Genomic DNA, 26,616 nt, shown 5'->3' with positions numbered 1-26,616 from the left:
TCAACGCCGGCGAGCAGCGACCTCGGCACCCCGCAGGCGCGAGGCCAGCTTGTCGAGGATGCCGTTGACGTACTTGTGGCCATCGGTGGCGCCGAAGATCTTGGCCAGCTCCACCCCTTCGTTGATCACCACGCGATAGGGGACTTCCGGGCGCCGCGACAGCTCGTAGGCGCCCAGGCGCAGGATCGCCAGCTCGATGCGGTCGAGATCCTCCAGCCGGCGGTCGAGCAGCGGCGCGATGGCGGCATCGAGCTCGCGCTGATGCTGGGCGGCGTTGTGCAGCAGCTCGTGGAACAGAGCAGCGTCGGCAATCTCCATCACCTTGTGCCAGTTCTCGTGATCCTCGAGATCCTCGTCGGCGATCTGGGCGCGAAACTCGGCCTCCACCGCGGTGATCGACTTACCGGTCATCTGCCACTGGTAGAGCCCCTGCACGGCCAGCTCGCGAGCCGCACGGCGCGACTCCTGGGCCTTGCTCGGCTGACGCGACGGTGCGCTCATGCCTCACCTCCCAGACGCTTGAGCAGCGAGACCATCTCCATCGCCGCCATCGCCGCCTCGGTGCCCTTGTTGCCGGCCTTGGTGCCGGCGCGCTCGATCGCCTGATCGATCGAGTTGACCGTCAGCACACCATTGGCGATGGGCGTGTCGTGAGCCAGCTGCAGCGCGGAGAGCGACGAGTTGCAGTTGCCGGCGACATATTCGAAGTGCGGCGTGCCGCCGCGGATCACCGCCCCCAGGGCAATCACCGCATCCGGGCGCGACACCGTGAGCACGCGCTTGACCGCCAGCGGCAGCTCCCACGCGCCAGGCACATGGATCAGCTCGATGTTCTCTTCACTCACGCCGTGACGCATCAGGCTGTCGACCGCCCCTTCGACGAGACTGTCGACGACATGATGATTGAAACGGCCGACGACGATGGCGTAACGCCCATCGACATCGGTGAACTGACCTTCCAGTTGCGCGATCGGTTGCATTGTCGGGTTCCGGAGTCACTGCGCCTGAAGCGGATCGGCGGATCCCCTCAGGCGTACGCTAAAAAAGAGTGATTGGCCGGCGCCAGAACGAGGCGCTCGGCGCGCGAAGCCGGCCATCTTACCATGTCCCGGCGGGCGCGGGCATGGCTCGACGCCAGCGGGCGACATGACCACCGCCCCGGGTACGACGGGCACGGCGGCATCACGGACGAGATCGGCATGGCCGCCATGGGATCAGACGTCACCGCTGACCAGTTCGACCACCTCGAGGTCGAACCCGGAGAGCGCCGAGAAGCGCCACGGCGAACTCAACAGGCGCATCTTGCCGACGCCGAGCTGACGCAGGATCTGGGCGCCGGTGCCGATCGACAGAAAGTTGCCACTACCATCGGCGGCGCTGGAGCGCGGCGCTGGGCGATGGCCCAGCAGTACATCGAGCTGAGTCTTGAGGTCGCCGCGCGGGCTGGCATCGTCGAGCAGCACGAAAACCCCGGCCTCGGCCTGACTCACCGCCTCCAGCGCGGTGTAGGCGGTCCAGTGCCCTTCGCCCTTGCACAGCGCCAGCAGGTCACCCAGGGTGTCGCCGGCATGCACCCGCACCGTGGTCGGCTGCATCGCCTCGGGCTCGCCCTTGACCAGGGCTAGGTGGTGGGTGTTCTGAATGCGGTCGTGGAAGACGTGCAGTGCCATCTCACCGAAAGCGGTCGTGACGCTCTGGCGTTCGACAGCATCCACCGTGCGCTCGTTGAGCATGCGGTAGTGGATTAGATCGGCGATGGTGCCGATCTTGAGATCGTGCTCGGCGGCGAAGCGCTCGAGCTCGGGCCGCCGCGACATGCTGCCGTCATCGTTCATGATCTCGCAGATCACGCCGGTGGCCTCGAAGCCGGCCATCGCCGCCAGGTCGCAGGCCGCCTCGGTATGCCCGGCACGCCGTAGCACCCCGCCCGGTTCCGCCATCAGCGGAAAGATATGGCCCGGCTGGACCAGATCCTCGGGACGCGCGTCACGCGCCGCGGCGGCGCGCACGGTGAGCGCACGGTCAGCCGCGGAGATACCGGTGGAGACGCCCCTGGCGGCCTCGATCGAGAGCGTGAACTTGGTGCCGTAGCCGGAGCCGTTGTCGTCGACCATCAGCGGCAGCTTGAGCTGCTGACAGCGCTCCCGGGTCATCGGCTGACAGATCAGGCCGCGCGCGTGACGCGCCATGAAGTTGATGTGGCTCGCCTCGACGCACTCGGCGGCCATGATGATATCGCCTTCGTTCTCGCGGTCCTCGTCATCCATCAGGATGACCATCTTGCCCTGCCGAATGTCTTCGACGAGCGCCTCGATGCTGGCCAGCCGGCCCGATTCCCCTGTCGTCATAGCTCTATCGCCATCGCCTTGGTCGTGCGCGCCGCGCGCTTGGATTCGATGACGGCACAGACTACCTGTCGGGCGGCGCCGACGCTACTGTCGTCGCATCGCAACGTCGCCGCATCGCAACGCCGTCACCGACCGGCGACGCCAGGGCTCAAGCGTCCACCCGCGGGCGGGCGCGAATCCACCAGTCGTCGCCCACGGCACGGATCTCGTCGATCTCGAGCCGACGCTGCTGGCGCATGCTGTCGATCCCGGGCAGCGCGAACAGCGGGCGCGCATCGCTACCCAGCAGCGTCGGTGCGACGAACAGTTCGAGACGCTCGATCCAGCCGGCATCGAGCAGCGCGCCGGCCAGGGTGGCACCGGTCTCCACCAGCACCTCGTTGCACGCTTCCCGGGTCGCCAGATAGCGCAGCGCTGCCTCGACATCGACCCGCCCGGCGCCATCGTCGGGTAGCGTCACCACCTCCGCCCCGGCGGCTTCGAGGCGCTCACGCCGAGCCGCGTCGGCACCGGCGACGCTGAGCACCAGGGTGCGGCCCGGCTGGCTCAGGCAGGCCGCTGCGAGTGGTAGGCGCAGCTGGCTGTCGAGCACCACCCGCAACGGCTGGCGGCGTACGATCTCGTCAGCCTCGTCGAGTTCCAGCTGTTCGGCGCGCAGGGTGAGCCGGGCATCGTCGAAGATGATCGACTCGACCCCGGTGAGAATCGCGCTGGCACCGGCGCGCAGACGCTGGACCTGGCGCCGTGCCGCCGGCCCGGTGATCCACTGCGACTCGCCGCTGGCCATGGCGGTGCGCCCATCCAGGCTCATCGCCATCTTCAACGTGACCCGCGGCAGCCCCTGCTGCATACGCCGCACGAAGCCCGGGTTGAGCGCCTGCGCCTGCGCTTCGAGCAGGCCCACCTCCACCGCGATGCCGGCCTCACGCAGTTGGGCGAAGCCGCGACCGGAGACCGCCGGGTTGGGGTCCTCCATCGCCGCCACCACCCGCGCTACGCCAGCGGCGATCAGCGCCTGGCTGCAGGGCCCGGTGCGCCCGGTGTGCGAGCACGGCTCCAGCGTGACGTAAGCGGTGGCACCGCGGGCAGCCTCGCCGGCCGCCGCGAGGGCGTTGATTTCGGCGTGGGCCTCGCCGGCACGACGATGAAAGCCCTCGCCCACCAGCTCGCCAGCGTTGACGATCACGCAGCCGACCCGCGGATTGGGATCGCAGGTGTAGTGGCCACGCTGCGCCAGGCGCAGGGCACGGTTCATCCAGGCCGTGTCCTGGGCCGCCGCACAAGCGGAGGTTTCGGAATCGAAGGCAGTACTACCCAGGGGGGCATCGGACATCGGCATCTCTCACACAGTGGCAAGGCCGGCGGCCGGCGCCGGCCAGCAGGGTCGGGGAAGCGCGATCAGCGCTTGGTGTCGCCGGGTATCTTCGGCTCCTGGGCCAGGCGGTCGATCTCGGCACGGAACTCATCGAGATCCTGAAAGCGGCGGTAGACCGAGGCAAAGCGGATATAGGCCACGTGGTCGAGGCGCTTGAGCATCTCCATCACCTCCTCGCCGACCTCACGCGCCTCCACCTCGCGGTCGCCGCGCGCGCGCAGGCGCTGGCGGATACGCTCCACCGCCGCCTCGAACGACTCGACGCTGACCGGGCGCTTTTCCAAAGCCAGCGACATGCCGGCGCGCATCTTCTGCTCGTCGAAACTCTCGCGCGAGCCGTCCGCCTTGATCACCCGGGGCATCACCAGCTCGGCGGTCTCGTAGGTGGTGAAACGCTCGCCGCAGGCAGCACACTGGCGACGCCGACGCACCTGATCCCCCTCGGCGACCAGGCGCGAGTCGGTCACCTTGGTATCGTGGGTACCGCAAAAAGGACAATGCATCGATGGTTCACTCGTCGGCGCGTTATGCGAGCAGTGTAACGGTTTGCACAAGATACCGGAAACACGGCGATTTCCGCGTTTCGTTCCCTGTTGGCCCAAGTTCTGCAAGGATAACGTCAAGCTCCCCTTTCGCCGCCACGTCAGGAACCGCCCCATGCCCAGCCGCGCTGCCAATTACCCCGCCCTGTCCGAAGACGCCTTCCTCGCCCGCGCCGGCGCCAGGCTCGAAGAGGTCTACGGGCCGCGACGGGACGAGGTGCTGCGGCGGCTGACCACATTGCTGGCGCACCATGAAGGTGCGCTCGACCGCCAGCCGCGCCCAACCTGGAGCGAACGCGACCAGATTCTGATCACCTATGGCGACAGCCTGATCGACGGCGAGCGCCCGCCGCTGGACGTGCTCGACGATTTTCTCGCTACCCGGCTCAACGGCGTCTTCAGCGGCCTGCACATCCTGCCCTTCTTCCCCTGGAGCAGCGACGACGGTTTCGCGGTGATCCACTACCGCGAGGTCGACCCCAAGCTGGGCGACTGGCAGGACATCCGCCGTCTGGCCGCGCGCAGCGACCTGATGGTGGATCTGGTGATCAACCACGTCTCGCGCGACTCGCTGTGGTTCACCGACTATCTGGCAGGTACCCAACCCGGGCGTGACTACTTCATCGAGATGGACCCGCAGACCGATCTTTCACAGGTCACACGCCCGCGTAACTCGCCGCTGCTGGTACCGGTCTCGACCCGACGTGGCACGCGCCATCTGTGGGCGACCTTCTCCGAGGACCAGATCGATCTCAACTTCGCCAATCCGGACGTGCTGCTCGAATTCATCGGCATCCTGCTGTTCTATGTCCAGCAGGGGGCACGAATCATCCGCCTGGATGCGATCGCCTACCTGTGGAAGGAGGTCGGCACCCGCTGCATCCATCTGCCGCAGACCCACGCCATCGTGCGTCTGCTGCGCGCGATTCTCGATTACGTGGCCCCGGGCACGCTGCTGATCACCGAAACCAACGTGCCCCACGCCGAGAACATGAGCTACTTCGGCCTGGAGAGCACGTCGGCTGAAGCATCGGCCACGGGGAGCGACGACGCTTCCGCCAGCGACACGGCGGCGCCCGACGAAGCCCATATGATCTACCAGTTCACGCTGCCGCCGCTGCTGCTGCACACGCTGACCAGCGGCGACGCCACTGCGCTGGCCGAGTGGGCGCGCGCGCTGCCACCACTGCCCGCCGGCTGCACCTACTTCAACTTCACCGCCAGCCACGACGGCATCGGGGTGCGTGCGCTGGAGGGATTGCTGCCGCCGCATGAGGTCTCGCTGCTGCTCGAGCTGATGCACCGCTTCGGCGGCTACGTCAGCATGAAGACCAACCCTGACGGCAGCGATTCGCCCTACGAGATCAACATCACCTACTTCGATGCCATGAAAGGCACCCGCCGCGGCGCCGATGCTTGGCAGGTCGAACGCTTCCTGTGCAGCCAGAACCTGATGCTCGCGCTGCAAGGCATTCCCGGGGTCTATCTGCACTCGCTGACGGCGACGCTCAATGACCACGAGGGCGTCGAACGCAGCGGCCGGCTGCGTTCGATCAACCGCCACCGCTGGGTCAAGGAGGAGCTCGACGAGCTGATCGACAGCCGCAGCACGCCCACCCGCGAAGCCTTCACCTCGCTCAAGCGCCGGCTCAATATCCGCGCCAGCGAGCCCTGCTTCCATCCCGAGGCGCCGCAGCGCGTGCTCGATACCGGGCCGGGGCTGTTCGCCATCGAGCGCGGCCCGCTGGCCAGCGGGCGCCGACTGCTGGCGATCTACAACATCAGTGACAAACGTCAGCCGCTGGATATCGACGCGCTGACGGACGGCGAGTGGTACGACGTGCTCAAGGATGGCAAGCGCTGGAATCCCCACCCCGAAGAGCGCGAGATCCTGCGACCCTACCGTAGCCTGTGGCTGGTGCAGCCGTGACTTGCCGCGGCCGTCGCGGCTGGCTAGAGTAGCAACCGGGAGATGGCATTCCTCCCGCGGCATGGGCCCCGCCGCCCCGGCCGCAAACCGCAGCCCGCTGATGATGCCTGCCAACGCACCCGAGGTGTGTCCTGCGCAGGCGTCATGCTTCAGCCCTTCCCGCCCGCAGGAGACCCCTCGTCTGCCGAGATCGACGAGGAGCGCAATACATGTGGATTTCGATCGCCGCCATCAGCCTGGGCGCCGCCATTGGCGCCAATCTGCGCTGGTGGCTGGGCGCGCACTACAACGGCTATTTCCTGCACATCCCACCGGGTACGCTGATCGCCAACCTGCTGGGGGCGTGGCTGATCGGCATGGCCCTGAGCTTTTTCCAGGACTCGTCGCTCAGCGTCGAGTGGAAACTGTTCGCGGTGACCGGCCTGCTCGGCGCGCTGACCACCTTCTCCACCTTCTCTGCCGAGATGGTCACTGCGATCCAGAGCGGGCGCTGGCTATGGGCCATCACCGGCACCCTGGTGCACGTACTCGGCTCGTTCGCCATGACCCTGCTGGGCATCGCCTGCTACGGCTGGCTGCGCCATTGAGTCCGGCTCATCCCTGATCTCATGCGAGCAGCGCCAGCGGCACCACCTGAACGTTGCCGCCTGGCGCCGAGACCACCAAATGCTCGCCGAGACGCTCGAGGCTGGCCGCCGCCAGCGCCGGATCACCCAGCGTCAGGCGCTGACGTTCGCGGCCCTCCAGCGCATCGATCACCACCAGTTCGCCGCGCGCGCTGATGACGTAGAACCGCTCGTTGTCCGCCAGCGGCGCCGCCAGCGCGGGCGGGTGAGACGCGTCGCGCTCCCCCAGCGCGACTTCCCAGACGCGCTCGCCACTGGCTGCATCGAAACCGAACAGGCACAGCGAGATCGGTGCCGCGCCGACATCCTGTACCGCCAGGCTCACCGCCACACGCTCCGCCTCAACCGCCGGACGCGCCGCCAGGCTGGCGGGCACGGCCTCGGGCATCTCGGCCATCCACAGCACCGCACGCGTCAATGGATCGATGCGCAAGAGCCGAGCGGGATCGGTGTCGCCCAGGAACAGCCGCCCCTGATCGTCGAGCAGCGCCGTGGCCAGGTCCACCGGCGCTCCCATGCCAATGCACCCGGTCTGGTGGCCATCGTGCAGCGACAGGGCGTGAATGGCACGATCACCGCCGCCGACATAGACCTCGCCAGCGTGCAGCAGCGGAAACGGCAGACCGCTCCCGGCATAGCGCTGATGCCACAGCGGTTTGCCGCTATGCAGATCGAAAGCGAGCAGACCGCTGGCGGGGGGCGTCTCCCCGCAGCGGGCAGACGAAGCGGTAGAGAGAGATCGTTCGGCATAAGCGACCACGCCGACAGCCGGCGTGGTCGCGATACGGGCATGGGCCCAGTCGGGCACCTCGAGCTGCCACAGCAGCGCACCGGAAGTGGCTTCGCGCCGCTGCAAAGAGCCCCGCGCCGAGGTATCGAAGCGTGGCGAGATCGACGCCCGCGCGCCGTACCAGGGAATCTCGGCCCAGGACGCATAGACGCTGATACGGTCATCGGGGGCTGCCAGCGCGACTGGTGCGACGTGACCGATCTCGAGCGCATTCTCTACCGAAGAGCAGAATGCACCTAAATCGATCGCGGATCGGGCGTGAGGGCCCGCCGACGTGAATGACGCGACATCTGTCAGGGCCTCGTCCGCGGGCGTCAGCGCGGGCGGGTCGAAAGCAGCATCAGGCACGGCGAATCTCCTCTCGGGGATAGGACGTGGCCCTGCGTAGGGTCGTTTTTGAGGTTATTTTCGCTAACGTGATTCTCACCGGCCCGAGCGATTCGCGCCGGTGCTAGGTCTACCCTACGCGTAACCGGGCGGCGCCGCCAGCGCTCTGGCGCCCAGGTGACAGAACCCATCAGCGCTTTGACTATCGCCTCAATCCACTTACCTAATTTAACTTAGATTAACTAAAAGCCTATGATGTAACGAAACGACTGCTCCGAATCGGCGGAAGCCCAAAGTCAGGTGATACATGCGGCCATTCTCGAACGCAATGCCAGGACGCAGGCGGCTACTCCCTTGCGTAGCCCGCCATGGGCCCCGCCACCTCCTGCTGGTGCTGGCCTGGCTTGCCCTGTGGCGCCTCTCTGCACTGATGGAGTTCGCTCCGCACGCCAGCCTCTGGTTTCCGCCGTCCGGACTGAGCTTCGCCGCCCTGCTCGTGCTCGGCTGGCGTGCGCTACCCAGTCTGATCGTGAGTTGCATGCTGGCCACCTTCTGGGTCGACCAGCTTTACGCCATGCACCAAAGCGCACGCGAGCTGCTGACGTCCGGACTGGCCTTCGGCCTCGCCCACTGCAGCGCCTATGGCGTCGGCGCCTGGGCGCTCAGAAGCACACTGGGCCGGCAGGCCGAGATCACCACGCTGACGCTGGTGCCACTGTTTCTGGTGACCGCCTGTCTCTCGGCGCTGGCCGCCACCCTCATGGGCATCCTAGCGCTGGAGATGACGGGTCTGCTGGTCTGGACCGAGCTGAGCGCGATCTGGCTGCCCTGGTGGATCGGCGACATGGCCGGCGTGATCGTGCTCGCGCCGCTGTTCCTGGCGGCGCTGAGCTGGCGCTACGCCGCACTCTCACCCTGGCTCGGCGGGCTCGACTTCCAGCTACCCCACCGTCCGAGCGTGGCCTTCATCGGCAAGCTTTTGCTGTGCCTTGGGCTGCTCAGTGTCGTGACCCTGGCCGATGCCTACACGCAAGATCCCGATGTCGCCTTCGCGATGTTCTTTCTGATCATCCCGTTGATGTGGGTCGTATATACCGAGAGTGCCTTTCGCAGCGCCCTGAGCCTGGCACTGTTCGCCCTGACGACCGCGCTCTGGGTAGCGGGGCTGGGTCTGGTCGAACAGTCGATGACCTATCAGTTCGCGCTCTGCGTGATCGCCACCAGCGGCTATTTCGGCTTCGCCGTCCCGGCGCTGACCGCGCGCAACCGCCAGCTCAGCGAGCTGGCGTCACGCGACTCGCTCACCGGCGTTTTCACCCGACGTGCCTTCTTCGACAAGGCGGTGCAGGTGCACGCGGAGGCGCAGCGGCGCGCCAGCCCCCTGGCACTGCTGGTGCTGGATATGGATCACTTCAAGCGGATCAATGACAGCCACGGCCATGATGTCGGCGATCAGACTCTGATCCTGCTGTGCCACACCGTGCTAGGCACGTTGGCACCTGGCCAGCTGTTCGGGCGCTTCGGCGGCGACGAGTTTCTGCTGCTGCTCGATAGCGATCTCGACGCCGCCCAGGAGACGAGTGATCACTTGCAGCAGCAGATCAGCCGCCTGCGGGTGCCGGGTACCCAGCAGCCGCTCTCGGCTACCATCGGCGTCGCCGAGCTAGGCCCGGAAGACACGCTCGCTCTAGCCTTTCGACGGGCCGACCTGGCCCTGCTACAGGCCAAGCGCGGCAGACGCAACCAGACCGATAATCCATCGGCTGCCGCCAACGGCTGATGCGAAGCGCGCCCCACGGGCCTCAGACGTCACCGGCGTTGTCGCGCTCGACGGCTTCGAAGAGCCGGTCCTGGAGGTCGGGAATCGCGGCCTGAACCCGGTTCCAACTGGGAATGAACGGCTTGTCGCGGGGGGATTCGAAAAACGCCGCACCGGCCTGCATGATGTTGTCGGCGAACAGCTCCACCGCCGCCTCCTCGCTATGGCGGTCGAGCTTGAGCCCATTCATCGCCGCATCGTGATCATAGGCCTCGATCAGGTCCAGTGCGGTGCGATAGTAGGTGGCCTTGACGGTGCGGAAGCTCTCGACGCTCATCTCCACCCCCAGGGTCGCCAGCTTGCGGTACATCGCCTTGGCGATGTCCATGCTCATGCGGTTGAGCCCGCCACTCGGGTCCGCCTCGGAGATCGGCTGATGCTTGTGGTCGTAGGCGTCGGCGATATCCACCTGACACAGCCGCTTGGTCGAGAAATTGCGATGCACCTCCGACAGCACCCCGATCTCCAGCCCCCAGTCGCTGGGAATACGGATCCCGTCGAGCACATCGGCGCGCATCGAGAACTCACCGGAGAGCGGGTAGCGGTAGCTGTCGAGGTAGTCGAGATAGGGCAGCGGGCCGTAGATCATCTTGAAGGCGCGGATCAACGGCGTGACCATCAGCCGCGCGACCCGACCGTTCAGCTTGCCGCCAGCAATACGCGAGTAGTAGCCCTTGCAGAACTCATAGTGGAAGCGCGGGTTGGCCACCGGATAGATCAGCCGCGCCAGCAGCCCGCGATCGTAGGTGACGATATCGCAGTCATGCAGCGCCACCGCCTCCGCCTTGCCGGAGGCGCGCACGTAGCCCGAGCAGTACCAGACGTTGCAGCCCTTGCCCGGCTCCAGCGGTGCCAGCCCTTCCGCCGCCAGCTCCTGGTGCAGCGCCTGCAGTCGCGGGCCGTCGTTCCACAGGATTCGATGGTGCTGCGGCAGGCGCGCGAAGAACTCCCGCGCCTTGAGAAACTGCTCGCGGTCGGCGCGGTCGAGACCGATCACGATCTCGCTGAGATAGGGCACCTTGCACAGCTCATCGACGATATGTGACAGCGCCGGCCCCTCCAGCTCCGAGTAGAGCGACGGCAGGATCAAACCCATCGGGCGCTGGCGCGAAAAGCCCTTGAGGTCGTTCTCCAGCGCCTCCACCGAGCGTCGGGTGAGGTTATGGAAGTTGGTGATGATACCGTTCTGGTAGAAATCGCTCATGCCACATCCTCGTTGTTATAAAAGCGCTGACTACAGACGCGCTGAACTGGCCGCCGGATATGCGTGAACAGCCAATCTCGAGGCACGCCGAACCTGTTCCGGCCTACGCACAAGAGCGACCGAGCGCACTCGGCGGCTCACGCTACGCTGGCCCTTGCCACCAATGGGCCACCCCTTCGGCCCAACCCTGCGGGCCCGGTGCCTCGGTGCGATAGAGCCGCGCATGGGTCAGCGACATCGGCTGGCCGTGATCCGCACGGATGATCACCGCCATGTCGGTGGCGGCAAGCAGGGTCAGATCGTTGGGCCCGTCGCCGAGCCCCAGGGTCGGCGGGCGATAGCCGCGCAGCGCCTCGAAACGTGCCAGCAGCCAGCGCACCGCGTGGCCCTTGTCGACCGCGCCCATCACATGCCAGAAGCGCCCGCCGCGGGTCAGCTGCAGGCCGTCGCTGTCGAGCGTCTCACGCAGCTGTTGCAGCTGGGTGTCGTCGCCCTCCCACACCAGCGGCTCACTGCCCTCGCGCGCCATCGCCTGGCGTGCGCCCTCGGCACTGAGCGCAGTCAGCTCGCATACCTCCTCAAGCGTCATCTCGCCCATCCGCCGAAAGCGCAGGTTCAGGCGCTCGCGCACCACGTCCAGACGCCGGCGGATGAAATCGACGTCCAGACTCGGCGTCTTCACCACCAGCCCTTCAGGCGACGCCGGATCGCGATCCAGACGCGCGTGCTGCCAGGCCGGCGGCAGGCCGATGACGGCGCCGTTCTCGGCAATGAATGGGGTGTGTTCGAGCGCCAGCTCCCGGCGCAGCGCCAGCAGCTCCGCCCGGGTCTTGCTGGTGGTGGGGATGACCGGCACCCCGGCCGCCGCCAGGCGCTCCAGCGAGGCCGCGGCGGGCTGCCAGTCGTAACTGTGGTGGTCTAGCAGCGATCCATCGAGATCGGTGAAAACCAGCAGGGGGGGCCGCTGCGGCCCGCCAGTCGCGTCACTCATCGCATCCCCCTATCCGCGTTCACGATCGGTCAGCCTCGGTGACCCTACCGCTTGAAGGTAGCACGGATCGTGCCAACGCCAGCGCACCGCGGCTATTCGGGCTGGCGCGACGCAAAACGGGGCACTGTCGCGCCCCGTGTTTCAGGGTAATGCACCAAGATGACGCACCAGGACGGTGCAAAGCGGCCTCAGCGCAACGCGTGGCGCGCCGCAATGGCGAGAACGCCGGCGATGGTGGCGGCATCGCTGTCGATAGTCACCACCGTCAGCCCCGCCTGCTCCAGCGCCTGGGTATAGCTCTGGCGTAGATTCTCGGCGCCGACCAGCAGGACCCGCCCGAGCGCCGGCCGCGCCGCGCGCATGGCGTGAACCTCCTCGCCGATCAGCACACCGGAGAGAAAGCTGCCCACCTGCTCCGCGGCCAGACCGGCATAGAGGTGTCGGCTGCGGCCTTCGAACAGCGCGTGCAGGACGCCACCGGCGTGGCCGGCGCGGGAGAGTCCCAACTGAAACGCGGCGGCGTCGAACGCCGCCTCGTCGCGGGCGGGCTCCCCCGGCAGGGTATGGAAACGCACCGCATGGTAGAGCTCACCGGTCATCAGCGTGGTGAAGTCGGTCAGACGCCCAGACTCGAGATGCGCCCACTTGCTGTGGGTACCCGGCAGACAGCAGTCGGCGCTGTCGACACCGGCCAGCGCCAGCGCCCCGAACGCCTGCACCTCCTCACCCCGCATGACGTCGACATGCGTCGAGGTGACCTGCTTGACCCCCGGCAAGATCCAGGTGTGATCGAGACCGGGCGCCTCGACCACCCGGTCGGCAAGCTCGGCGGCGGTCACCGGCAGCTCCAGCTGCGGCGCTTCGAACCAGCCGCGCTGCGAACCGACCATGCCGGCGAGATAGATCGGCACCGGCTCGCTTGCCTCGCCCGCCTCCCCTGCGCGCCAGTCGCTCACCTGTGCGGCGCAGTAGTGCGGGAACTCCTCGCGCGCCAGGGCACGCAGGCCGGAACTCGAACGCCGCGTATCGAGGATGCGACCGCTGGCAGCGTCGACCAGAAAGGCGCGGAAGTTGCTGGTCCCCCAGTCGACAACGATCAGGCGCGGGCTCATGCGTCGGCCTCGCGCTCCAACGCTTCGGCCTGCTGCGCCACTTCGCGCAGCCGCTGCCACTCGGCGACCAGCGCCCGCGCGATCTCGCCCACTTCGGCAGCGGGTCGGCCAGGCTTGTAGAGATTGCTGCCGAAGCCGAATCCGGCCACCCCATGGGCATGCCACTCGGCCATGTTGCTCTGCTCGATCCCACCGACCGCGAGCACCGGCAGCCCCTTGGGAAGAATGGCGCGGATATCCTTGAAGTAGGCGGTGCCCAGGCGCGCCGCCGGGAACAGCTTGAGCGCCGTGGCGCCCGCCTTGGCCGCGGCCAATGCCTCCGTGGGGGTCATGCAGCCGATCATCGGCGCCAGGCCGTGGGCGACCCCGGCACGGATCACCTCCGGGTCGCTGTTCGGGGTGATCAGCAGCGGCGCGTCCAGGGTGGCGAGACGCTCGGCATCCGCCGGGTCGAGTACCGTCCCGGCACCGACCACCACGTCTGCCGGACAGCGCTTGCTGATGGCCGCGATGCTATCCCAGGCGCGGGGCGAATTGAGCGGAATCTCAATCAGCTTGAAACCCGCCGCGACCAGCGCATCGAAGACGCCGTCGATCTCCTCCGGCGTGATACCGCGCAGGATCGCCACCAGCGGGCGCTCGCGCAGCGCCGTCTCGAGCGCGAACTTGCGTGTCTCCTTCATGTGTTTCTCCTGGATGTGGGTCCGTTCTGATGGTAGGCCACCAGCAGGATGCCAAACATCACCACTCGGCGATGGAGCCATCCTCGTGTGTCCATACCGGGTTGCGCCAGCGATGCCCGATCTTGGCGCGCTCCTCGACGAAGGCTTCGTCGATTTCCACCCCTAGCCCCGGGCCATCGGGGATCGCGCAGAAGCCGTCGTGAATCGATAGCGCGGACTTGTCCACCAGGTAGTCGAGGACGTCGTTGCCCTGGTTATAGTGAATGCCCATGCTCTGCTCCTGGATGAACGCATTATGGTTGACTGCGTCCACATGCAGCGAGGCGGCCAGGGTCAGCGGCCCCAGCGGGCAGTGCGGGGCCAGGGCGACGTCGAAGCACGAGGCCAGGGTGGCGATCTTCATGCCTTCACTGATCCCGCCGCAGTGGGAGAGATCCGGCTGCACGATATCGACCATGCCCTCGGCGAGCAGATCGCGGAACTGATAGCGGGTGTGCAGACGCTCACCCGTGGCGAGCGGATAGCCCAGGCCGCCAGCGATATGCTTGAGGCTGGGCAGGTGCTCGGGCAGCACCGGCTCTTCGACGAACATCGGATGATAGGGCTCGAGTTCGCGCAGCAGCGCCTTGGCCATGGGCCGATGGACACGCCCGTGGAAGTCGATGCCGATGCCCACATCGGGGCCGACGGCATCGCGCGCCTCGGCCACCCTCGCCACCGCCTCATCGACCTTGGCATGCGAATCGACGATCGCCATCTCGGCGGTGCCGTTCATCTTGAACGCGGTGAAACCCTTCTCGACCAGTACCTTGGCACCGGCGCCGACATCGCTCGGTTTGTCTCCGCCGGTCCAGGCGTACATACGCATGCGATCGCGCACCTTGCCACCGAGCAACTGGTGCACGGGCACACCCAGATCACGACCTTTAAGATCCCACAGCGCCTGGTCGATACCGGCGATGGCACTCATCAGAATCGGGCCGCCGCGATAGAACCCGGCGCGATACAGAGTGTTCCACAGGTGCTCGATACGGTGCGGGTCCTGACCGACCAGGTAGTCGGCGAGTTCATGCACCGCCGCCTCGACGGTCGCGGCACGCCCCTCGACCACCGGCTCGCCCCAGCCGTAGCAGCCTTCGTCGGTCTCGATCTTGAGAAACAGCCAGCGCGGCGGCACCTGCCAGGTCTTCAAACGGGTAATCTTCACGGCTCACCTATGTGCTAAGTCAGTGTCATGCCACTGGGTCAATGTCATGAAATGTGTGGGCGCGGGACGTCTCCGGCTCTCTCTGCGCGTGTCAGGGCGACGCCTGCGGCAGACCGATCACACGGGGATGTCGTACCAGCTCCTCCATGCCGAGATCACGCCCGGTCCTTTCGAGCACCGCCCGCGCGGCCTCGACGGCTTCCTCCGGCTGGCGCAGGCGGATCGCCTCCAGCACCCGGGCATGGCGCGCCATGCTGTCGTCGAGTTCGCCGGCACTGTGATTGGAGCGGGCGACGATCATGGCGATGGCGGGCTTGAGCACGTGCGAGATCTGCGCCCAGATAAGATTGTGCGAGGCCGCGAATACCGCTTCGTGGAAGGCGACGTCGTAGTCGTCGTGGCTCATCCCCTGCCAGCACAGATCCGGCGCCTCCAGCGCCGCCAGCATGCCCGCGTGCGCGCTTTCGATCGCCAGCAGATCGGCGGCGGTGGCGTGGGTCGCCGCCAGCCCGGTGACGAATGGCTCCACCGCTACGCGGAAAGCGAAGACCTCACGCTGCAGTTGGGGGTTGGGCCGCGCATAACGCGCCATCCAGTCACTCACCTGCGGGTCGAGCAGATGCCAGGCGGCCAGCTCGCGCACCCGTGTACCCTGACCCGAGATACGCGTGACCAGCCCGGCATTGACCAGCTTCTGCAGCGCGCTGCGCACGGTGCTGCGGCTGACCCCGAAGCGCGTGCAGAGATCGATCTCGCGCGGAATCATTTCGCCGCTGGCGTATTCACCGCCGAAGATCGACGCCGCCAGCGCGTCGGCGATGTCGGCACGGGGTTCCCGAGCGGCGGCGGCTCCGGCGGTTTGCACGTCTGTCGGCATGGATGTTCAACTCACTGCACACTATGTCCGACATAGCCTCGGGCATGCCAAAGAATAATGCTCTTAGACCATGGTCATGAACAAGACCAAAGTTGTAGGAAGGAAGCCTCCAGGATCATGCCTGGCGAACGAGTACCAGCATGGATACGAGTCGATCGGCTGAGGGAAAACTGCTTCCTGGAATGGTCATCGGCAACTGTAACGATCAATGAAATACGTTTAGTATCGCCGACCTCACCAATTTTCGAGGGTAACGAGATCCATGACGCAGCGACCTACGCTTTGGGAATCTCCTCGCTCTTGGCAGTGTCCCCGCGGTCTGTGGGTCGTGGGCGTCGCCTGCCTCTGGGCTTATGCCTGCCTGGGTATAGTGACCGAGCATCTAGGTGGCAAGGCAGGCACCCTGTCGGCATTGCTGGGCCTGATCGCGATTTTCGTCTACGGCAAGACGATGCGCCGCTCCGCTGCACTATGGTTACTGCTGGCCGCGATCGTAGTGCAAGTCATTTCCTGGACTTTCGGCTATTACCATCACCCCCAATGGATTGCGGACAATCCGCAGGTCGACCGCCTAGCCAAGCTATTCATCTTCACCGCCGTCGCCTGGTGGCTGGGCGGTAGCACCCGTAATACGCTTTGGCTTTGGATGCTGGCTCTACTCGGCTTTCTTGTCACCGCCGTCGTGCTCGCCGGTCCCGAAGAGTGGCTACGCGGATTGGAGGGAGAGCGCGTCGGCTTCGGCATTCGCAACGACCAGCACGGGTCTATGCTATTCGGGGTCGCCTTCCTCGGCATGGTGATCTTCGCCCGCCGCCTGATGATGCCAGCGGGACGTTGGGTAATTTGGCGCAGCGTCGTTTGGGGCATAGTAATGGCCGTGTGTGCCACCGCCATCGCCATCGGCCAGACCCGCGCGGTGTGGCTGGCGCTACTCGTCGCCCTACCGTTCGCCGGCCTCATCATGCTGGCCTGGGCACAGTGGCGCGGCACCGGCCAGCGCGTGCTAAGACCGCTACTGATCGGCCTGGCGCTAGGCTGCCTGTTGATCGTGATCGCAGTCTGGCTCTTCGGCGGCGTGCTGGTCGAGCGCATTACCGCAGAATCCTCCGTCATCTACCAGCTCGCCCACGGCAATCTGGAGGCCGTGCCCTACTCGAGCATCGGAATCCGTATCCATAGCTGGGTGGCGGCCTTTCAATGGATAGCGGAGCGCCCGCTGGTGGGTTGGGCCGGGGAGGGGCGCAGCCTGGTCATCGCCCACACCCCCTGGCTGCCGGTGGGGGTCAAGCAGAACTTCGGTCACCTGCACAACTTCTTCATCGAAGTCTGGGTAGCCTACGGCCTGCTAGGCGTAGGAGTGATAGCAGCCTTGGCGTTCTGGATCGGGCGTGGAACCTGGCTGGCCTGGCGCGGGGGCGCCATGCCCAATGACGTCGCCCTGTTCGGCGCGGCTTTCTTCGTCTATTGGATCATCGTCAACCAGTTCGAGTCCTACGACTCGTTCTGGACCGGGGTCTACGTACACAACCTTGTCGTCGGCGGGCTGGTGACCCACTACTGGCACTGGCGCTACGCCAAATCCGAAGAGAAGGCATAAAAACAGCGCGCCGCCGAGCGGTGGGTCTCGGCGGCGCGCAGGAAAAAAGATTTACGCCTTGAGCGCGACCGAAGAGGCTCCCTTCAGCCAGCGAGCGCCCTGATGCAGCGACTCAGAGCCTCCCGCCAGGGAGGCAAGACGACATCGAAAGTCTCGCTCAGCGAGGCGGTGTCCAGCCGCGAATTATGCGGCCGCGGCGCCGGTTGCGGATAGTCAAAGGAAGAGATGGCCTCGGTCGTCGGCCGTCGAGCAGGGTCGAGCAGCCCTTGAGCGATAGCCTCATCGAAGATTGCCTCGGCGAAACCGTACCAACTGGTCGCTCCGCTGGCCGTGAGGTGGTGGATGCCCGCCATCTGCTCGGTCCAGCCCTCACGGCGCCAGCCGTTTAACGCCAGCGCAGTGATATCGGCAATGGTAGCGGCCCAGGTCGGCGCACCGATCTGGTCATCGATGATTCGCAGTTGGTCACGTTCCTGCGCCAGGCGCAGCATGGTCTTGACGAAATTATGGCCATGGGCGGCATAGACCCAACTGGTCCGCAGCACCAGCGCCTTGGCGCCCGACTCAATGATTGCCTGCTCACCCTCGCGCTTGGTCTGGCCATAGACCGACGCCGGGGCTGTCGCATCGTCGGGTCGATAGGCCGTATTGCCCTCACCGGCAAAAACATAATCCGTTGAGTAATGAACCATTGGAATATCGCGCTCGGCACAGACGGTGGCCAACTCTGCCACCGCCTCGGCATTGATGCGTCTGGCTAGTGCCGGCTCGCTCTCCGCACGGTCGACCGCGGTATAGGCCGTGGCGTTGATCACCACGCACGGCGCATGGCGTGACACCGTCGCGGCCGCGGCGCCCGGCTCAGCCAGATCGCACTCCTGACGCCCCAGGACGAGCCCATGACCGAAAGGCTGCATGGCCCGTACCAGCTCGCGCCCGACCTGGCCGTTGGCCCCCAGAATCAGATAATCAATCTCCGTGTCGCTCACGCGAACACCTCCGCTTCGCAGAGTGCAACGCCAGCGAGATCCTTGTCAGAGAGCGTGAGATCGGCGACGTCAGGCCACTCAATACCGAGCTCGGGGTCGTCGTAACGGATACAGCGCTCCGACGCTGGATGATAATAGTCAGTGGTCTTGTAGAGAAAATCCGCGCTCTCAGAGAGCACCACGAAACCGTGTCCAAAGCCTTCGGGCACCCATAGCTGGCGATGGTTGTCAGAAGAAAGCTCCACGCCCACCCACTGGCCGAAACGGGGTGAAGAGCGGCGTAGATCGACGGCGACGTCGAAGACGCGGCCATGGGTCACGCGCACCAACTTGCCTTGGGGCTTCTCGAGTTGATAATGCAAACCACGCAGCACGCCTCGACGTGAGCGTGAATGGTTGTCTTGCACGAAATCACGCCGGCAGCCGGTAGCTTCCTCGAAAGCGTTACGGTTAAAGCTCTCCATGAAGAAGCCCCGCGCGTCGCCGAACACCTTCGGTTCCAGAACCATAACTTCAGGCAGAACGGTCGCCACAGCCTTCATCGATAAACCCCACGCTCTTTCACCACTCGGCGTAGGTACTGACCATAACTGCTCTTAGCTAGCGGCTCGGCCAACGCCAGCATTTGATCATCGTCGATCCACCCATGCCGCCAGGCTATCTCTTCTGGACAGCAAAGCTTCAACCCTTGACGATGCTCCAGGGTGGCGACGAAATGCGATGCCTCCATCAGCGACTCATGAGTGCCGGTATCGAGCCAGGCAAAACCTCGCCCCATGATCTCGACGCTGAGATCACCGCGCTCGAGATAGAGCCGATTGATATCGGTGATTTCCAGTTCACCGCGTGCGGAAGGTTTCAGCGACTTCGCCATCGCGACGACATCGCTGTCGTAGAAATAGAGCCCAGTTACCGCGAACGGTGATTTGGGCTCTGACGGCTTCTCCTCGAGAGACGTTGCACGCCCCTCGGCATCGAAATCGACGACACCATAACGCTCGGGATCATGAACGTGATATGCAAAGACACTGGCCCCTTGGGGCTGAGCCGCAGCATTGTTCAATAGCGGCTGAAAATCATGCCCGTAAAAAATATTGTCGCCTAAAACCAGACAGCTCGGCGCACCGTCGAGAAATGTTTCTGCGATAATGAAGGCTTGCGCCAGGCCGTCCGGAGACGCCTGCACGGCATACTCGAGCGAAACACCCCATTGATGGCCATCGCCTAACAGCTGCTCGAAACGCGGCGTATCCTGAGGTGTAGAGATGATCAAAATTTCGTCGATCCCTGCCAGCATCAGCGTCGACAAGGGATAATAGATCATCGGCTTGTCATAGACAGGCAGCAATTGCTTCGAGATCGATATCGTGACCGGGTGGAGGCGAGTACCGGAGCCTCCGGCGAGGATGATACCTTTGCGCTTCATGGCCTTTGTCCTAGTTCTACTCAGTTCGAGCCGTAATGGTGCGTCGTCCACTCGCGATAGGCACCGCTGGTGACCCCCTTCACCCAGCTATCATTCTCCAGATACCACTGCACGGTCTTGCGTAGCCCGGAGTCGAATGTCTCACGCGGCTGCCAACCAAGCTCGCGTGCGATCTTGCCAGCATCAATGGCATAGCGAAGATCATGGCCCGGGCGATCCTTGACATAGGTGATCAGGTTAGCATAGGACGCCACACCCGCTGGACGCTCAGGGGCTAGCTCCTCAAGCAGCGCACAGATACGCTCGACTACTTCGAGATTACGGTGTTCATTATGTCCGCCAATATTGTAAGTCTCTCCAACTTTGCCCGACTCGAGCACCGTGACCAGCGCCCGTGCATGATCCTCGACATACAGCCAATCTCTCACCTGACTGCCATCGCCATAGACGGGCAATGGCTTACCCGCACGAGCATTGAGGATCATCAAGGGGATCAGCTTCTCGGGAAAGTGATAGGGACCGTAGTTGTTCGAGCAATTGGTCACCAGCACCGGCAGGCCAAAGGTGCGGTGCCAGGCCCGCACAAGATGGTCGGAACCGGCCTTGCTCGCCGAATAAGGTGAACTGGGAGAATAAGGCGTCGCTTCGGTGAACAACGCATCCGGTCCCTCGAGATCGCCATACACCTCATCGGTAGAGACATGATGGAAGCGAAACGCCTGGCGTCCCTCCTCCGTCAGCGTCTCGACATAGGCCCTAGCTACCTCCAGCAAAACACCGGTACCTACCAAATTGGTCTGTATGAAGTCAGCCGGGCCGTAAATCGAGCGATCCACGTGAGACTCCGCCGCCAGATGCATGACCACGTCGGGCCGGTGGCGCGCGAACACGTCGCGCAGAGCATTCGCATCGCAGATATCGACCTGCTCGAACGCATAGCGGGAGTCACCGCTTGCCTCACCCAGGGAAGCTAGATTGCCCGCATAGGTGAGCTTGTCGACATTGACAACGCTGTGCCGAGTACCACCAATCAAGTGGCGGATTACCGCCGAGCCGATGAACCCGGCGCCACCTGTTACCAGAATTTTCATGACACACCCTGCCGGATCGAAAATCCACTCAGTCTACGGGTTCAAGCACCGGACGGCTACGCGCTGAATCACCAAGGTATCGAGACTCTGCGAGAAGATGCCCGACTAACGTCAGAGATAGTAGCTTTCATTTCACCTCTGAGATCGACAGATAGACAACGGAGAGTAATTAATCCAATCATTCAGACCGCACACACTAAGCGGGTGTTTACAAATTCAAAGAGCGAAGGAAAGACAACGCGAAATTGGCCGCAAAAGCGCAATTTACAAGAGGTAAATGAGCATTTTGAGGTCGATTTCAACGCCGTGTTGTCGAGCGCAGGCATTTTGTAGACACCCTCTAAAACAATCAAGTGATTAATTTTAGGGCCAGCGGGCGCACCGCCGCTGCCCAGGAGAACTGGCGCGCGGTGAGCTCCCGCGCCCGGGCGACCCGGGCCTGGCGCGTCGCGTCATCGGCCTCGAGCAGGGCGCGCAGGGTGTCGGCGAAGTCGTCGGGCTCGGCGACCCAGACAGCGTCGTCGGGGAAGCCCAGCCCGCGGTTGCCGAAGGGGGTGGTCAGCACCGGGATGCCGCTGGCGGTGTAGTCGAGCATCTTGAGATTGCTGCCCGAGCCGGCACTCATGGGGTTGAGCGCGACATCGACGCTGGCCAGCAGCACACGCAGGGCGTCGTCGCTGACCCGGCCCAGGGCGCGCACGTTGGGTGGCAGGTGGCGGAACTCGGGGCTGTCGCAGAGGCTGCCGGCGAGCAGAAAGCCCACGTCCGGGTGGCGCGGGGCCAGCCGCCGGCAGATGAAGTGCGCGGCCTGCAGGTTGGGGCCGTGCCAGCTCCCCACGAACAGCGCCAGCGGCCGGCCATGGACCAGACGCTTCTGCCAGCGTCGGCGGGTGGCGACGTCGATGAACGGCAGGTTCTCGAGCGCCGCGCAGTTGGGGATCTCGATGCCCTTGTCGACGTCCATGCCGTAGAGCGCGTGGAACCGGGTCAGATCGCCCCGGGCGCAGACCACCACCCGGTCTGCCTCGCAGCAGGCCAGGCGCTCGGCCTCGTCGACCCAGGCGATCGCCTCGGCGGCGCGGCTGCCGTCGACGGCGACCGCCTCGCGGCCGAGGATATCGCGCTTGAGATCGCCCTCGACGTTGTGCGCCTCGTAGAGCCAGGGCCCCGAGTAGTGGGCGCGCAGCGCATGCACCAGGTACGGGTGGGCGCAGATCGCCAGGGTGGCGCTGCGGGCGTGCTGGCGCAGCGCGGCGATATAGGCGTCGTTGGCCTGCCAGCCGTGAATGGCGGCGATGTCCGCCACCGAGGCCTTGAGCGCGCGGGTCAGCTCGAGCTGGCGCGCCTGCTGGCGCGAGGTCAGCGGAATGCGGTGCTCGTAGAGACCGGGGGCGATGCGCAGCTCGCGCGGGGTGGGCGTCTGCTCGTCGAGCACCAGCAGGGTGATGCGTACCCGCGCCGCCCGCGCCAGGTGGCGGTAGAGGTGGTACATGCGGTTCTGCCCACCGCCCATCGGCGGGTAGACGGCGTAGGTATTGAGCACCAGCCAGTGGCCCTGGGAGGTGTCCTCGTCGTCTTGCGCGGGCGCCGCCGGGGCGGCGGCGTCCGGCGCTTCAGCGTCGGCGGTGGCGCGGCCGTCGGCAGCGCCCGGCGTTGCCCAGTCCGCCCCGCCACGGCCACGCAGCACCGGGAACGGCGGCGTGTCGTCGGCGGCGAGTGCGCCGGAGTGTTCGAGCCGCAGCACGGTGTCCTGCCAGGTGACGTGCTGCACCGCCTGCCGGGCGCTGCGGCCCATGGCGATGGTGCGCTGGCGGTCCCCGTCGGCCTCGTCGAAGGCGGCGGCCAGGGCATCGGGCTCGGGGGCCACGCTCCAGCCGGTCTCGCCGTGGCGGACGAATTCGTTGACGCCCCCGGCGTCGTGACAGGTGATCACCGCCTTGGCCGCGCCCATCGCCTCGACGGTGATCAGGCCGTAGTCCTCATCGAACGGCAGGAACGGCACGGCCAGGGCGTCGCGGTACTGCGCAACGATCTCGCTGTCGCGCAGAAAGCCCAGAAAGCGCACCCGCGGGTCGTCGGCGGCGAGTTGGCGCAGGCGCGCTTCCTCCGGGCCGGTGCCGGCGATACGCAGCTCGCACTCGGCGTCACTGGCCATGAAGCCGCGCAGCAGCAGTTCGATCCGCTTGGGGCCGTCGAGCCGGCTGACGGTGAAGAAGTAGTCGTGGTTGCGGCCTTCGAACACCGGCAGGTCCGAGGGGTGGTGTACGACCTGCACCGGCACTCCGGGCGGGAAGTAGTTGTCGCGGCCGACCACGTTGCGCGAGATGGCGTTGTAACCGCGAATCGCTCCGGGGTCGAGGGCGATGCGATCCAGATGGTGGACGATGGCGCGGGTCAGCGGCCCGGGGAAGTGCAAGAGTCCCCAGCGCATCTTGTCGCTGAGCCAGCGGCCCTCGCGCAGGCTGGCGACCCGGGCGAACAGCTCCGGCAACTGGGCGCGCTCGGGCCGAGCCTCGAGCAGGCGGCGCAGGGCGCGCATGTCCGGGTGGTGGCGCAGGGCGACGATGGCGCTGGCGCCCAGGGCGTTGGGCCAGGCATGCGGCGAGAACGGGCTGTAGCGGGCGTGCTCGGGTAGCGGATAGGTGTCGTAGAGCCCGCGCAGGGTGTGCTGCAGGTAGACGTGATGGTCGGGGTGCTCGACCATCCACGCCGGGTACTTGGTGCTGATGACGCGGTCGAAGTGGCTGAGGTCGAGCACGGCGAAGCGCGCGTAGCTCTCCATGAGCTCGTCGAAGTTGCGCTCGGGGCTGGGCAGCTTGATCAGCTCCATGGCGTGATCGCTGAGCTGATTGACGTGGTGCTGGAGCCCCCACCAGAGCTTTTCCGCGCCGCCGACCGTAAAGGGCACCGAGCTGGGGGCGATGAGTGCGATCTTCATGCGCTTCCTTGACTACCGTGTGGCGCGACCGGCTGGCGCCCGCCGCGCGCTGTTCCTGAATAGAGAAGAGCGGCGCCGTCAGCCCACCAGCCTGGCGACGACGTTGTCCCAGCTGATGCCCGCCTGATGATAGGCGGCCTGTCCGGCGAGCCCCATGTCGCGGCTGCGGGCGCGGTGCTGCCAGGCGTCGTCGATGGCCGCGGCGACCGCCTCGGGCTGCGGCTCGGTGACCCAGCCGGTCTCACCGTGCTCGACGAAGGCCAGCGGGCCACCGGAGTCGGTGCAGGTGATCACCGGCTTGCCGGCGAGCATCGCTTCCAGGGTGACGTAGCCGTAGTCCTCGTCGAAGGGGCCGAAGAACACCGCCAGGGCGTGGGCGTAGCAGGCGATCTTCTCGGCTTCGCTGATGCGCCCCATCAGGCGCACGCGGTCGCCGAGGCCGTGGCGTTCGATCAGCCGAGCGAAGCGTTCCTGCTGGCCGCCCTCGCCGCCCAGCAGGAGCTTGACCGGGCTGGTCAGGTGGCGGGCGGCCTCGATCAGCAGGTCCTGGCGCTTGAGGCTTTCCAGGCGGCTGGGATAGAAGACGTAGCCCCAGTCTTCGTCGTGGCGCAGGCGTTCGGCCCCCGGCGGCGGGTGCGACAGTGGCTCGGCCTCGAGGCCGTTGTAGGTGGCCAGGCGCTCGGCGACCCGCGCCGAGTTGGCGAACAGCCGCTGGGCGCGAGCCAGGTGGCGCTCGTCATAGGCGTGAATGGCCTGGCGCAGCCGGCGCTGAGCATCGTTCGCGGCGGCATCGTCCCACAGTTCGTAGACGGCGCGATGCTGGTGCATGACCCATACGGTGTGGTCGGGGTGCGTGATGCCGTAGGTGGGGAACTGCAGGCTGACCGCCTTGTCGATGGTCAGCCCGTTGGGCGCGGTGACGTCCAGGGTCTCGGTGTAGTCCATGAGCCGTTGGATGTCCGCCTCGGGGCTGAAGCGAAACGGCAGGCGCAGGGTCTCGACGCTGTGCCCGGCGCGGCGCAGGGCGTCGCCGACCCCCTGGATGTGAGCCTCGGCCCCGCCGCTCATGAAGGGTACGTGGGTCGCGGTCACCAGCACTCTCATGACGTGGCCTCCGGGCGCTCGTCGGCGGCAGGCTCGGCATCGTCGGTCGTCGGCTCGTCGGCCGCCGTGGCGGTGGAGGCGGCCTCTGCGTTGGCGGCGCTGACCCGGCGCCCGACGACGGCGAAGTCCTGGGGGCCGCAGAGGTGGCCGTTGACCCGCTCGGTGAGCGGGTCGTCGCCGGGCACCCGGGCCGACTCGGGGTACGGATTGAAGCGCAGCACCTCGACCTCGGCGAAGCCGTGGTATTGCAGCAGGAAGGTCATCGCCGTAGGGGTCAGTGGGTTGCGGTGGGTGGGGTCGTGATAGAAGGTATGGCTGCCCACCAGCAGGTTCTCGGGGTTGGGGGTCTCAAGAATCAGCAGCCCGCCCGGGGCGAGCGCGCGCTGGGCTTCGTCGACCAGGGCATAGAGCGCTTCGAACGGCAGGTGCTCGGCGAGATGGAAGGCGCTGACCAGCGCCAGGCTGGCGTCGTCGCGGTCGCGCAGCGCGCCGATGGCGTCCTGCTGGCTGACCGCGAGCCCCTGCTCGCGGCAATGTTCGATCATGGCAGTGTTGAGGTCGATACCGTGGGGCACGAAGCCTTCGTCGGCGAGCAGGCGCAGCCATTCGCCGCGCCCGCAGCCGAGATCCAGCGCGCGCTCGCCGGCCTTCCGGGCCTGTGCGAGCTGGGGCCGGTAGTGGCGCAGGTGGGCGAAGATCTGCTCCTCGCTGCCGCGGCAGGCGTCCTCGAAGGCCAGGTAGTAGGTATCGAAGGTGTCCTGCTGCCAGCGCGCCGCCTGAGCGGCGTCCGCGGCCGGGGGCTCGGCGTCGGCGGGCGTCATCAGCGTTTCCACGGCGCGGCGCTGCTGGTGCAAGGCACTGAACAGCGCCGGCACGGTGCCCTCGGCCAGCCGGTCGAGACGTTCGCGCTGCGCGAGACCCGCGCGTTCCTGCCGGTCGAGACCTTCCTGTTGCTGCTCGAGGCGTTCCTGCTGTTGGCGAAGTCCTCGCTGCTGCTGACGCAGCTGCTCCTGCTGTTGGGCGAGGCGCTGCTGATGCAGGTCGTCCATGTCCTCGATCACATCGGCGAACTGGCGCCGCGTCTCGAGCAGGATCGCGGTCTGGCGCGAGAGCCGGGCCCGACGACGGAATGCCGGCCGCACGGCGATGGCGGTCACGCGGTAGGTGAGCTGAATCACCGGCCGCGCGAGGCGCCCCAGGGTGCCCAGGCGACCGGCGGCGCGCAGCGGCAGGGTGGCATAGCGCTGGCCGCGTACAGCGACCCCGCGCCGGCGCATGCTGTCGCGGGCCTCGTCGCTCATGAGCATGGCGGCCAGGGCGTAGAGCCGCCCGGCCCTGGGCAGCAGCCGGCCGTAGTGGTCGCGCCCGGCGCCGTCGGCCTCGCGCCCGACCAAGGTGCGGTAGGCGCGCTCGATGAAGGCCTCGTCGGAGAGGTCGGCGGCCACCAGTTCGTGCCAGCCGGGGCGCTGGGGGTCGATGGGGCCGCCCAGCTTGGTCGGGTCGTCGACGCTCAGCGCCTGCAGCGCGCGGTGGTATTCCGGCGCCGGCGGCTCGGTGGTTTCGCGCTGCTGCGGTAGCTGGGCGGCGACCCGTTTGAGGCGCCCGACCAGGGCATCCAGGTCCTGATAGTCTTGGGTCAT

General features: G+C 66.1%; 23 protein-coding genes and 1 riboswitch. Of the genes, 4 read left to right on the top strand and 19 right to left on the bottom strand.

Annotation, left to right across the window (positions count from 1 at the left end):
* The 5 genes from nusB to nrdR form a co-directional block, all read right to left on the bottom strand.
* The gene (nusB, locus tag J0A90_RS09275) at positions 1-501 is read right to left on the bottom strand and encodes a transcription antitermination factor NusB (RefSeq protein WP_207035202.1); all 501 of its coding nucleotides are present in this window, start codon (positions 499-501) and stop codon (positions 1-3) included.
* Complete coding sequence (gene ribE, locus J0A90_RS09270; protein ID WP_035475199.1) at positions 498-980, bottom strand: 6,7-dimethyl-8-ribityllumazine synthase; 483 nt, start codon at positions 978-980, stop codon at positions 498-500. The genes nusB and ribE overlap by 4 nt, the downstream gene beginning before the upstream one ends.
* A gap of 234 nt (positions 981-1,214) precedes the next feature.
* Complete coding sequence (gene ribBA, locus J0A90_RS09265) at positions 1,215-2,348, bottom strand: bifunctional 3,4-dihydroxy-2-butanone-4-phosphate synthase/GTP cyclohydrolase II (RefSeq protein WP_207035204.1); 1,134 nt, start codon at positions 2,346-2,348, stop codon at positions 1,215-1,217.
* 148 nt (positions 2,349-2,496) lie between these two features.
* Complete coding sequence (gene ribD / locus J0A90_RS09260) at positions 2,497-3,681, bottom strand: bifunctional diaminohydroxyphosphoribosylaminopyrimidine deaminase/5-amino-6-(5-phosphoribosylamino)uracil reductase RibD (protein ID WP_207035206.1); 1,185 nt, start codon at positions 3,679-3,681, stop codon at positions 2,497-2,499.
* A 65-nt stretch (positions 3,682-3,746) separates the two neighbouring features.
* Positions 3,747-4,226 (bottom strand): transcriptional regulator NrdR, encoded by a 480-nt coding sequence (gene nrdR / locus J0A90_RS09255; protein WP_106418359.1) that lies wholly within the window; start codon positions 4,224-4,226, stop codon positions 3,747-3,749.
* A 154-nt stretch (positions 4,227-4,380) separates the two neighbouring features.
* On the opposite strand from nrdR, the gene J0A90_RS09250 reads away from it, so the two are divergent.
* Positions 4,381-6,195, top strand: a complete 1,815-nt coding sequence (locus J0A90_RS09250) for a sugar phosphorylase (protein ID WP_207035208.1) — start codon at positions 4,381-4,383, stop codon at positions 6,193-6,195.
* A gap of 29 nt (positions 6,196-6,224) precedes the next feature.
* Positions 6,225-6,312: riboswitch (Fluoride riboswitch) on the top strand.
* A 92-nt stretch (positions 6,313-6,404) separates the two neighbouring features.
* Positions 6,405-6,782 (top strand): fluoride efflux transporter CrcB, encoded by a 378-nt coding sequence (crcB, locus tag J0A90_RS09245; protein ID WP_035475204.1) that lies wholly within the window; start codon positions 6,405-6,407, stop codon positions 6,780-6,782.
* A 19-nt stretch (positions 6,783-6,801) separates the two neighbouring features.
* Here the strand turns inward: crcB and J0A90_RS09240 are convergent, their stop codons facing one another.
* Positions 6,802-7,959: a PQQ-binding-like beta-propeller repeat protein gene (locus J0A90_RS09240; protein ID WP_207035210.1), complete on the bottom strand. Its 1,158-nt coding sequence runs from the start codon at positions 7,957-7,959 to the stop codon at positions 6,802-6,804.
* 307 nt (positions 7,960-8,266) lie between these two features.
* Between J0A90_RS09240 and J0A90_RS09235 the strand changes: the two genes are divergently transcribed.
* Positions 8,267-9,718: a diguanylate cyclase gene (locus J0A90_RS09235; protein ID WP_207035212.1), complete on the top strand. Its 1,452-nt coding sequence runs from the start codon at positions 8,267-8,269 to the stop codon at positions 9,716-9,718.
* Between the two features lie 22 nt (positions 9,719-9,740).
* Here the strand turns inward: J0A90_RS09235 and J0A90_RS09230 are convergent, their stop codons facing one another.
* The 6 genes from J0A90_RS09230 to J0A90_RS09205 form a co-directional block, all read right to left on the bottom strand.
* Positions 9,741-10,961, bottom strand: a complete 1,221-nt coding sequence (locus tag J0A90_RS09230) for a glycosyl transferase (protein WP_207035214.1) — start codon at positions 10,959-10,961, stop codon at positions 9,741-9,743.
* Positions 10,962-11,103: 142 nt separating this feature from the next.
* The gene (locus tag J0A90_RS09225) at positions 11,104-11,952 is read right to left on the bottom strand and encodes a mannosyl-3-phosphoglycerate phosphatase (RefSeq protein WP_207035215.1); all 849 of its coding nucleotides are present in this window, start codon (positions 11,950-11,952) and stop codon (positions 11,104-11,106) included.
* A 188-nt stretch (positions 11,953-12,140) separates the two neighbouring features.
* Positions 12,141-13,064 carry a 2-dehydro-3-deoxygalactonokinase gene (locus J0A90_RS09220; protein ID WP_207035217.1) on the bottom strand — a complete coding sequence of 308 codons (924 nt, stop codon included), beginning with the start codon at positions 13,062-13,064 and terminating at the stop codon, positions 12,141-12,143.
* On the bottom strand, positions 13,061-13,747 hold the full coding sequence (locus tag J0A90_RS09215) for a 2-dehydro-3-deoxy-6-phosphogalactonate aldolase (RefSeq protein ID WP_207035220.1): 687 nt from the start codon (positions 13,745-13,747) through the stop codon (positions 13,061-13,063). The genes J0A90_RS09220 and J0A90_RS09215 overlap by 4 nt, the downstream gene beginning before the upstream one ends.
* 58 nt (positions 13,748-13,805) lie before the next feature.
* On the bottom strand, positions 13,806-14,954 hold the full coding sequence (gene dgoD / locus J0A90_RS09210) for a galactonate dehydratase (RefSeq protein ID WP_207035222.1): 1,149 nt from the start codon (positions 14,952-14,954) through the stop codon (positions 13,806-13,808).
* 91 nt (positions 14,955-15,045) lie between these two features.
* A complete protein-coding gene (locus J0A90_RS09205; protein ID WP_207035224.1) occupies positions 15,046-15,831 on the bottom strand; it encodes a FadR/GntR family transcriptional regulator in 786 nt (261 codons plus the stop codon).
* 262 nt (positions 15,832-16,093) lie between these two features.
* Between J0A90_RS09205 and J0A90_RS09200 the strand changes: the two genes are divergently transcribed.
* The gene (locus tag J0A90_RS09200; RefSeq protein WP_207035226.1) at positions 16,094-17,428 is read left to right on the top strand and encodes an O-antigen ligase; all 1,335 of its coding nucleotides are present in this window, start codon (positions 16,094-16,096) and stop codon (positions 17,426-17,428) included.
* Between the two features lie 83 nt (positions 17,429-17,511).
* On the opposite strand, the gene rfbD is transcribed toward J0A90_RS09200, so the two are convergent.
* The 7 genes from rfbD to J0A90_RS09165 form a co-directional block, all read right to left on the bottom strand.
* Positions 17,512-18,417, bottom strand: coding sequence for a dTDP-4-dehydrorhamnose reductase (rfbD, locus tag J0A90_RS09195; protein WP_207035228.1), 906 nt, complete (start codon positions 18,415-18,417; stop codon positions 17,512-17,514).
* Positions 18,414-18,959, bottom strand: a complete 546-nt coding sequence (gene rfbC, locus J0A90_RS09190; protein WP_207035229.1) for a dTDP-4-dehydrorhamnose 3,5-epimerase — start codon at positions 18,957-18,959, stop codon at positions 18,414-18,416. The genes rfbD and rfbC overlap by 4 nt, the downstream gene beginning before the upstream one ends.
* Positions 18,956-19,843 carry a glucose-1-phosphate thymidylyltransferase RfbA gene (gene rfbA, locus J0A90_RS09185; protein WP_035475221.1) on the bottom strand — a complete coding sequence of 296 codons (888 nt, stop codon included), beginning with the start codon at positions 19,841-19,843 and terminating at the stop codon, positions 18,956-18,958. The genes rfbC and rfbA overlap by 4 nt, the downstream gene beginning before the upstream one ends.
* A gap of 20 nt (positions 19,844-19,863) precedes the next feature.
* Positions 19,864-20,934: a dTDP-glucose 4,6-dehydratase gene (gene rfbB / locus J0A90_RS09180; RefSeq protein WP_207035230.1), complete on the bottom strand. Its 1,071-nt coding sequence runs from the start codon at positions 20,932-20,934 to the stop codon at positions 19,864-19,866.
* Positions 20,935-21,283: 349 nt separating this feature from the next.
* Positions 21,284-23,872 (bottom strand): glycosyltransferase, encoded by a 2,589-nt coding sequence (locus J0A90_RS09175; RefSeq protein ID WP_207035231.1) that lies wholly within the window; start codon positions 23,870-23,872, stop codon positions 21,284-21,286.
* A 78-nt stretch (positions 23,873-23,950) separates the two neighbouring features.
* Entirely contained in the window at positions 23,951-24,976 is a 1,026-nt protein-coding gene (locus tag J0A90_RS09170) for a glycosyltransferase family 4 protein (protein ID WP_207035232.1), read from the bottom strand.
* Entirely contained in the window at positions 24,973-26,616 is a 1,644-nt protein-coding gene (locus tag J0A90_RS09165; protein ID WP_207035233.1) for a methyltransferase domain-containing protein, read from the bottom strand. Before J0A90_RS09165 ends, J0A90_RS09170 begins: the two co-directional genes overlap by 4 nt.

Origin of the sequence: Salinicola sp. DM10 (assembly GCF_017306975.2) — a bacterium.
GTDB lineage: Bacteria > Pseudomonadota > Gammaproteobacteria > Pseudomonadales > Halomonadaceae > Salinicola.
The sequence above is the reverse complement of the archived record's forward strand: the minus strand, read 5'-3'. Positions and strand labels throughout refer to the sequence as shown.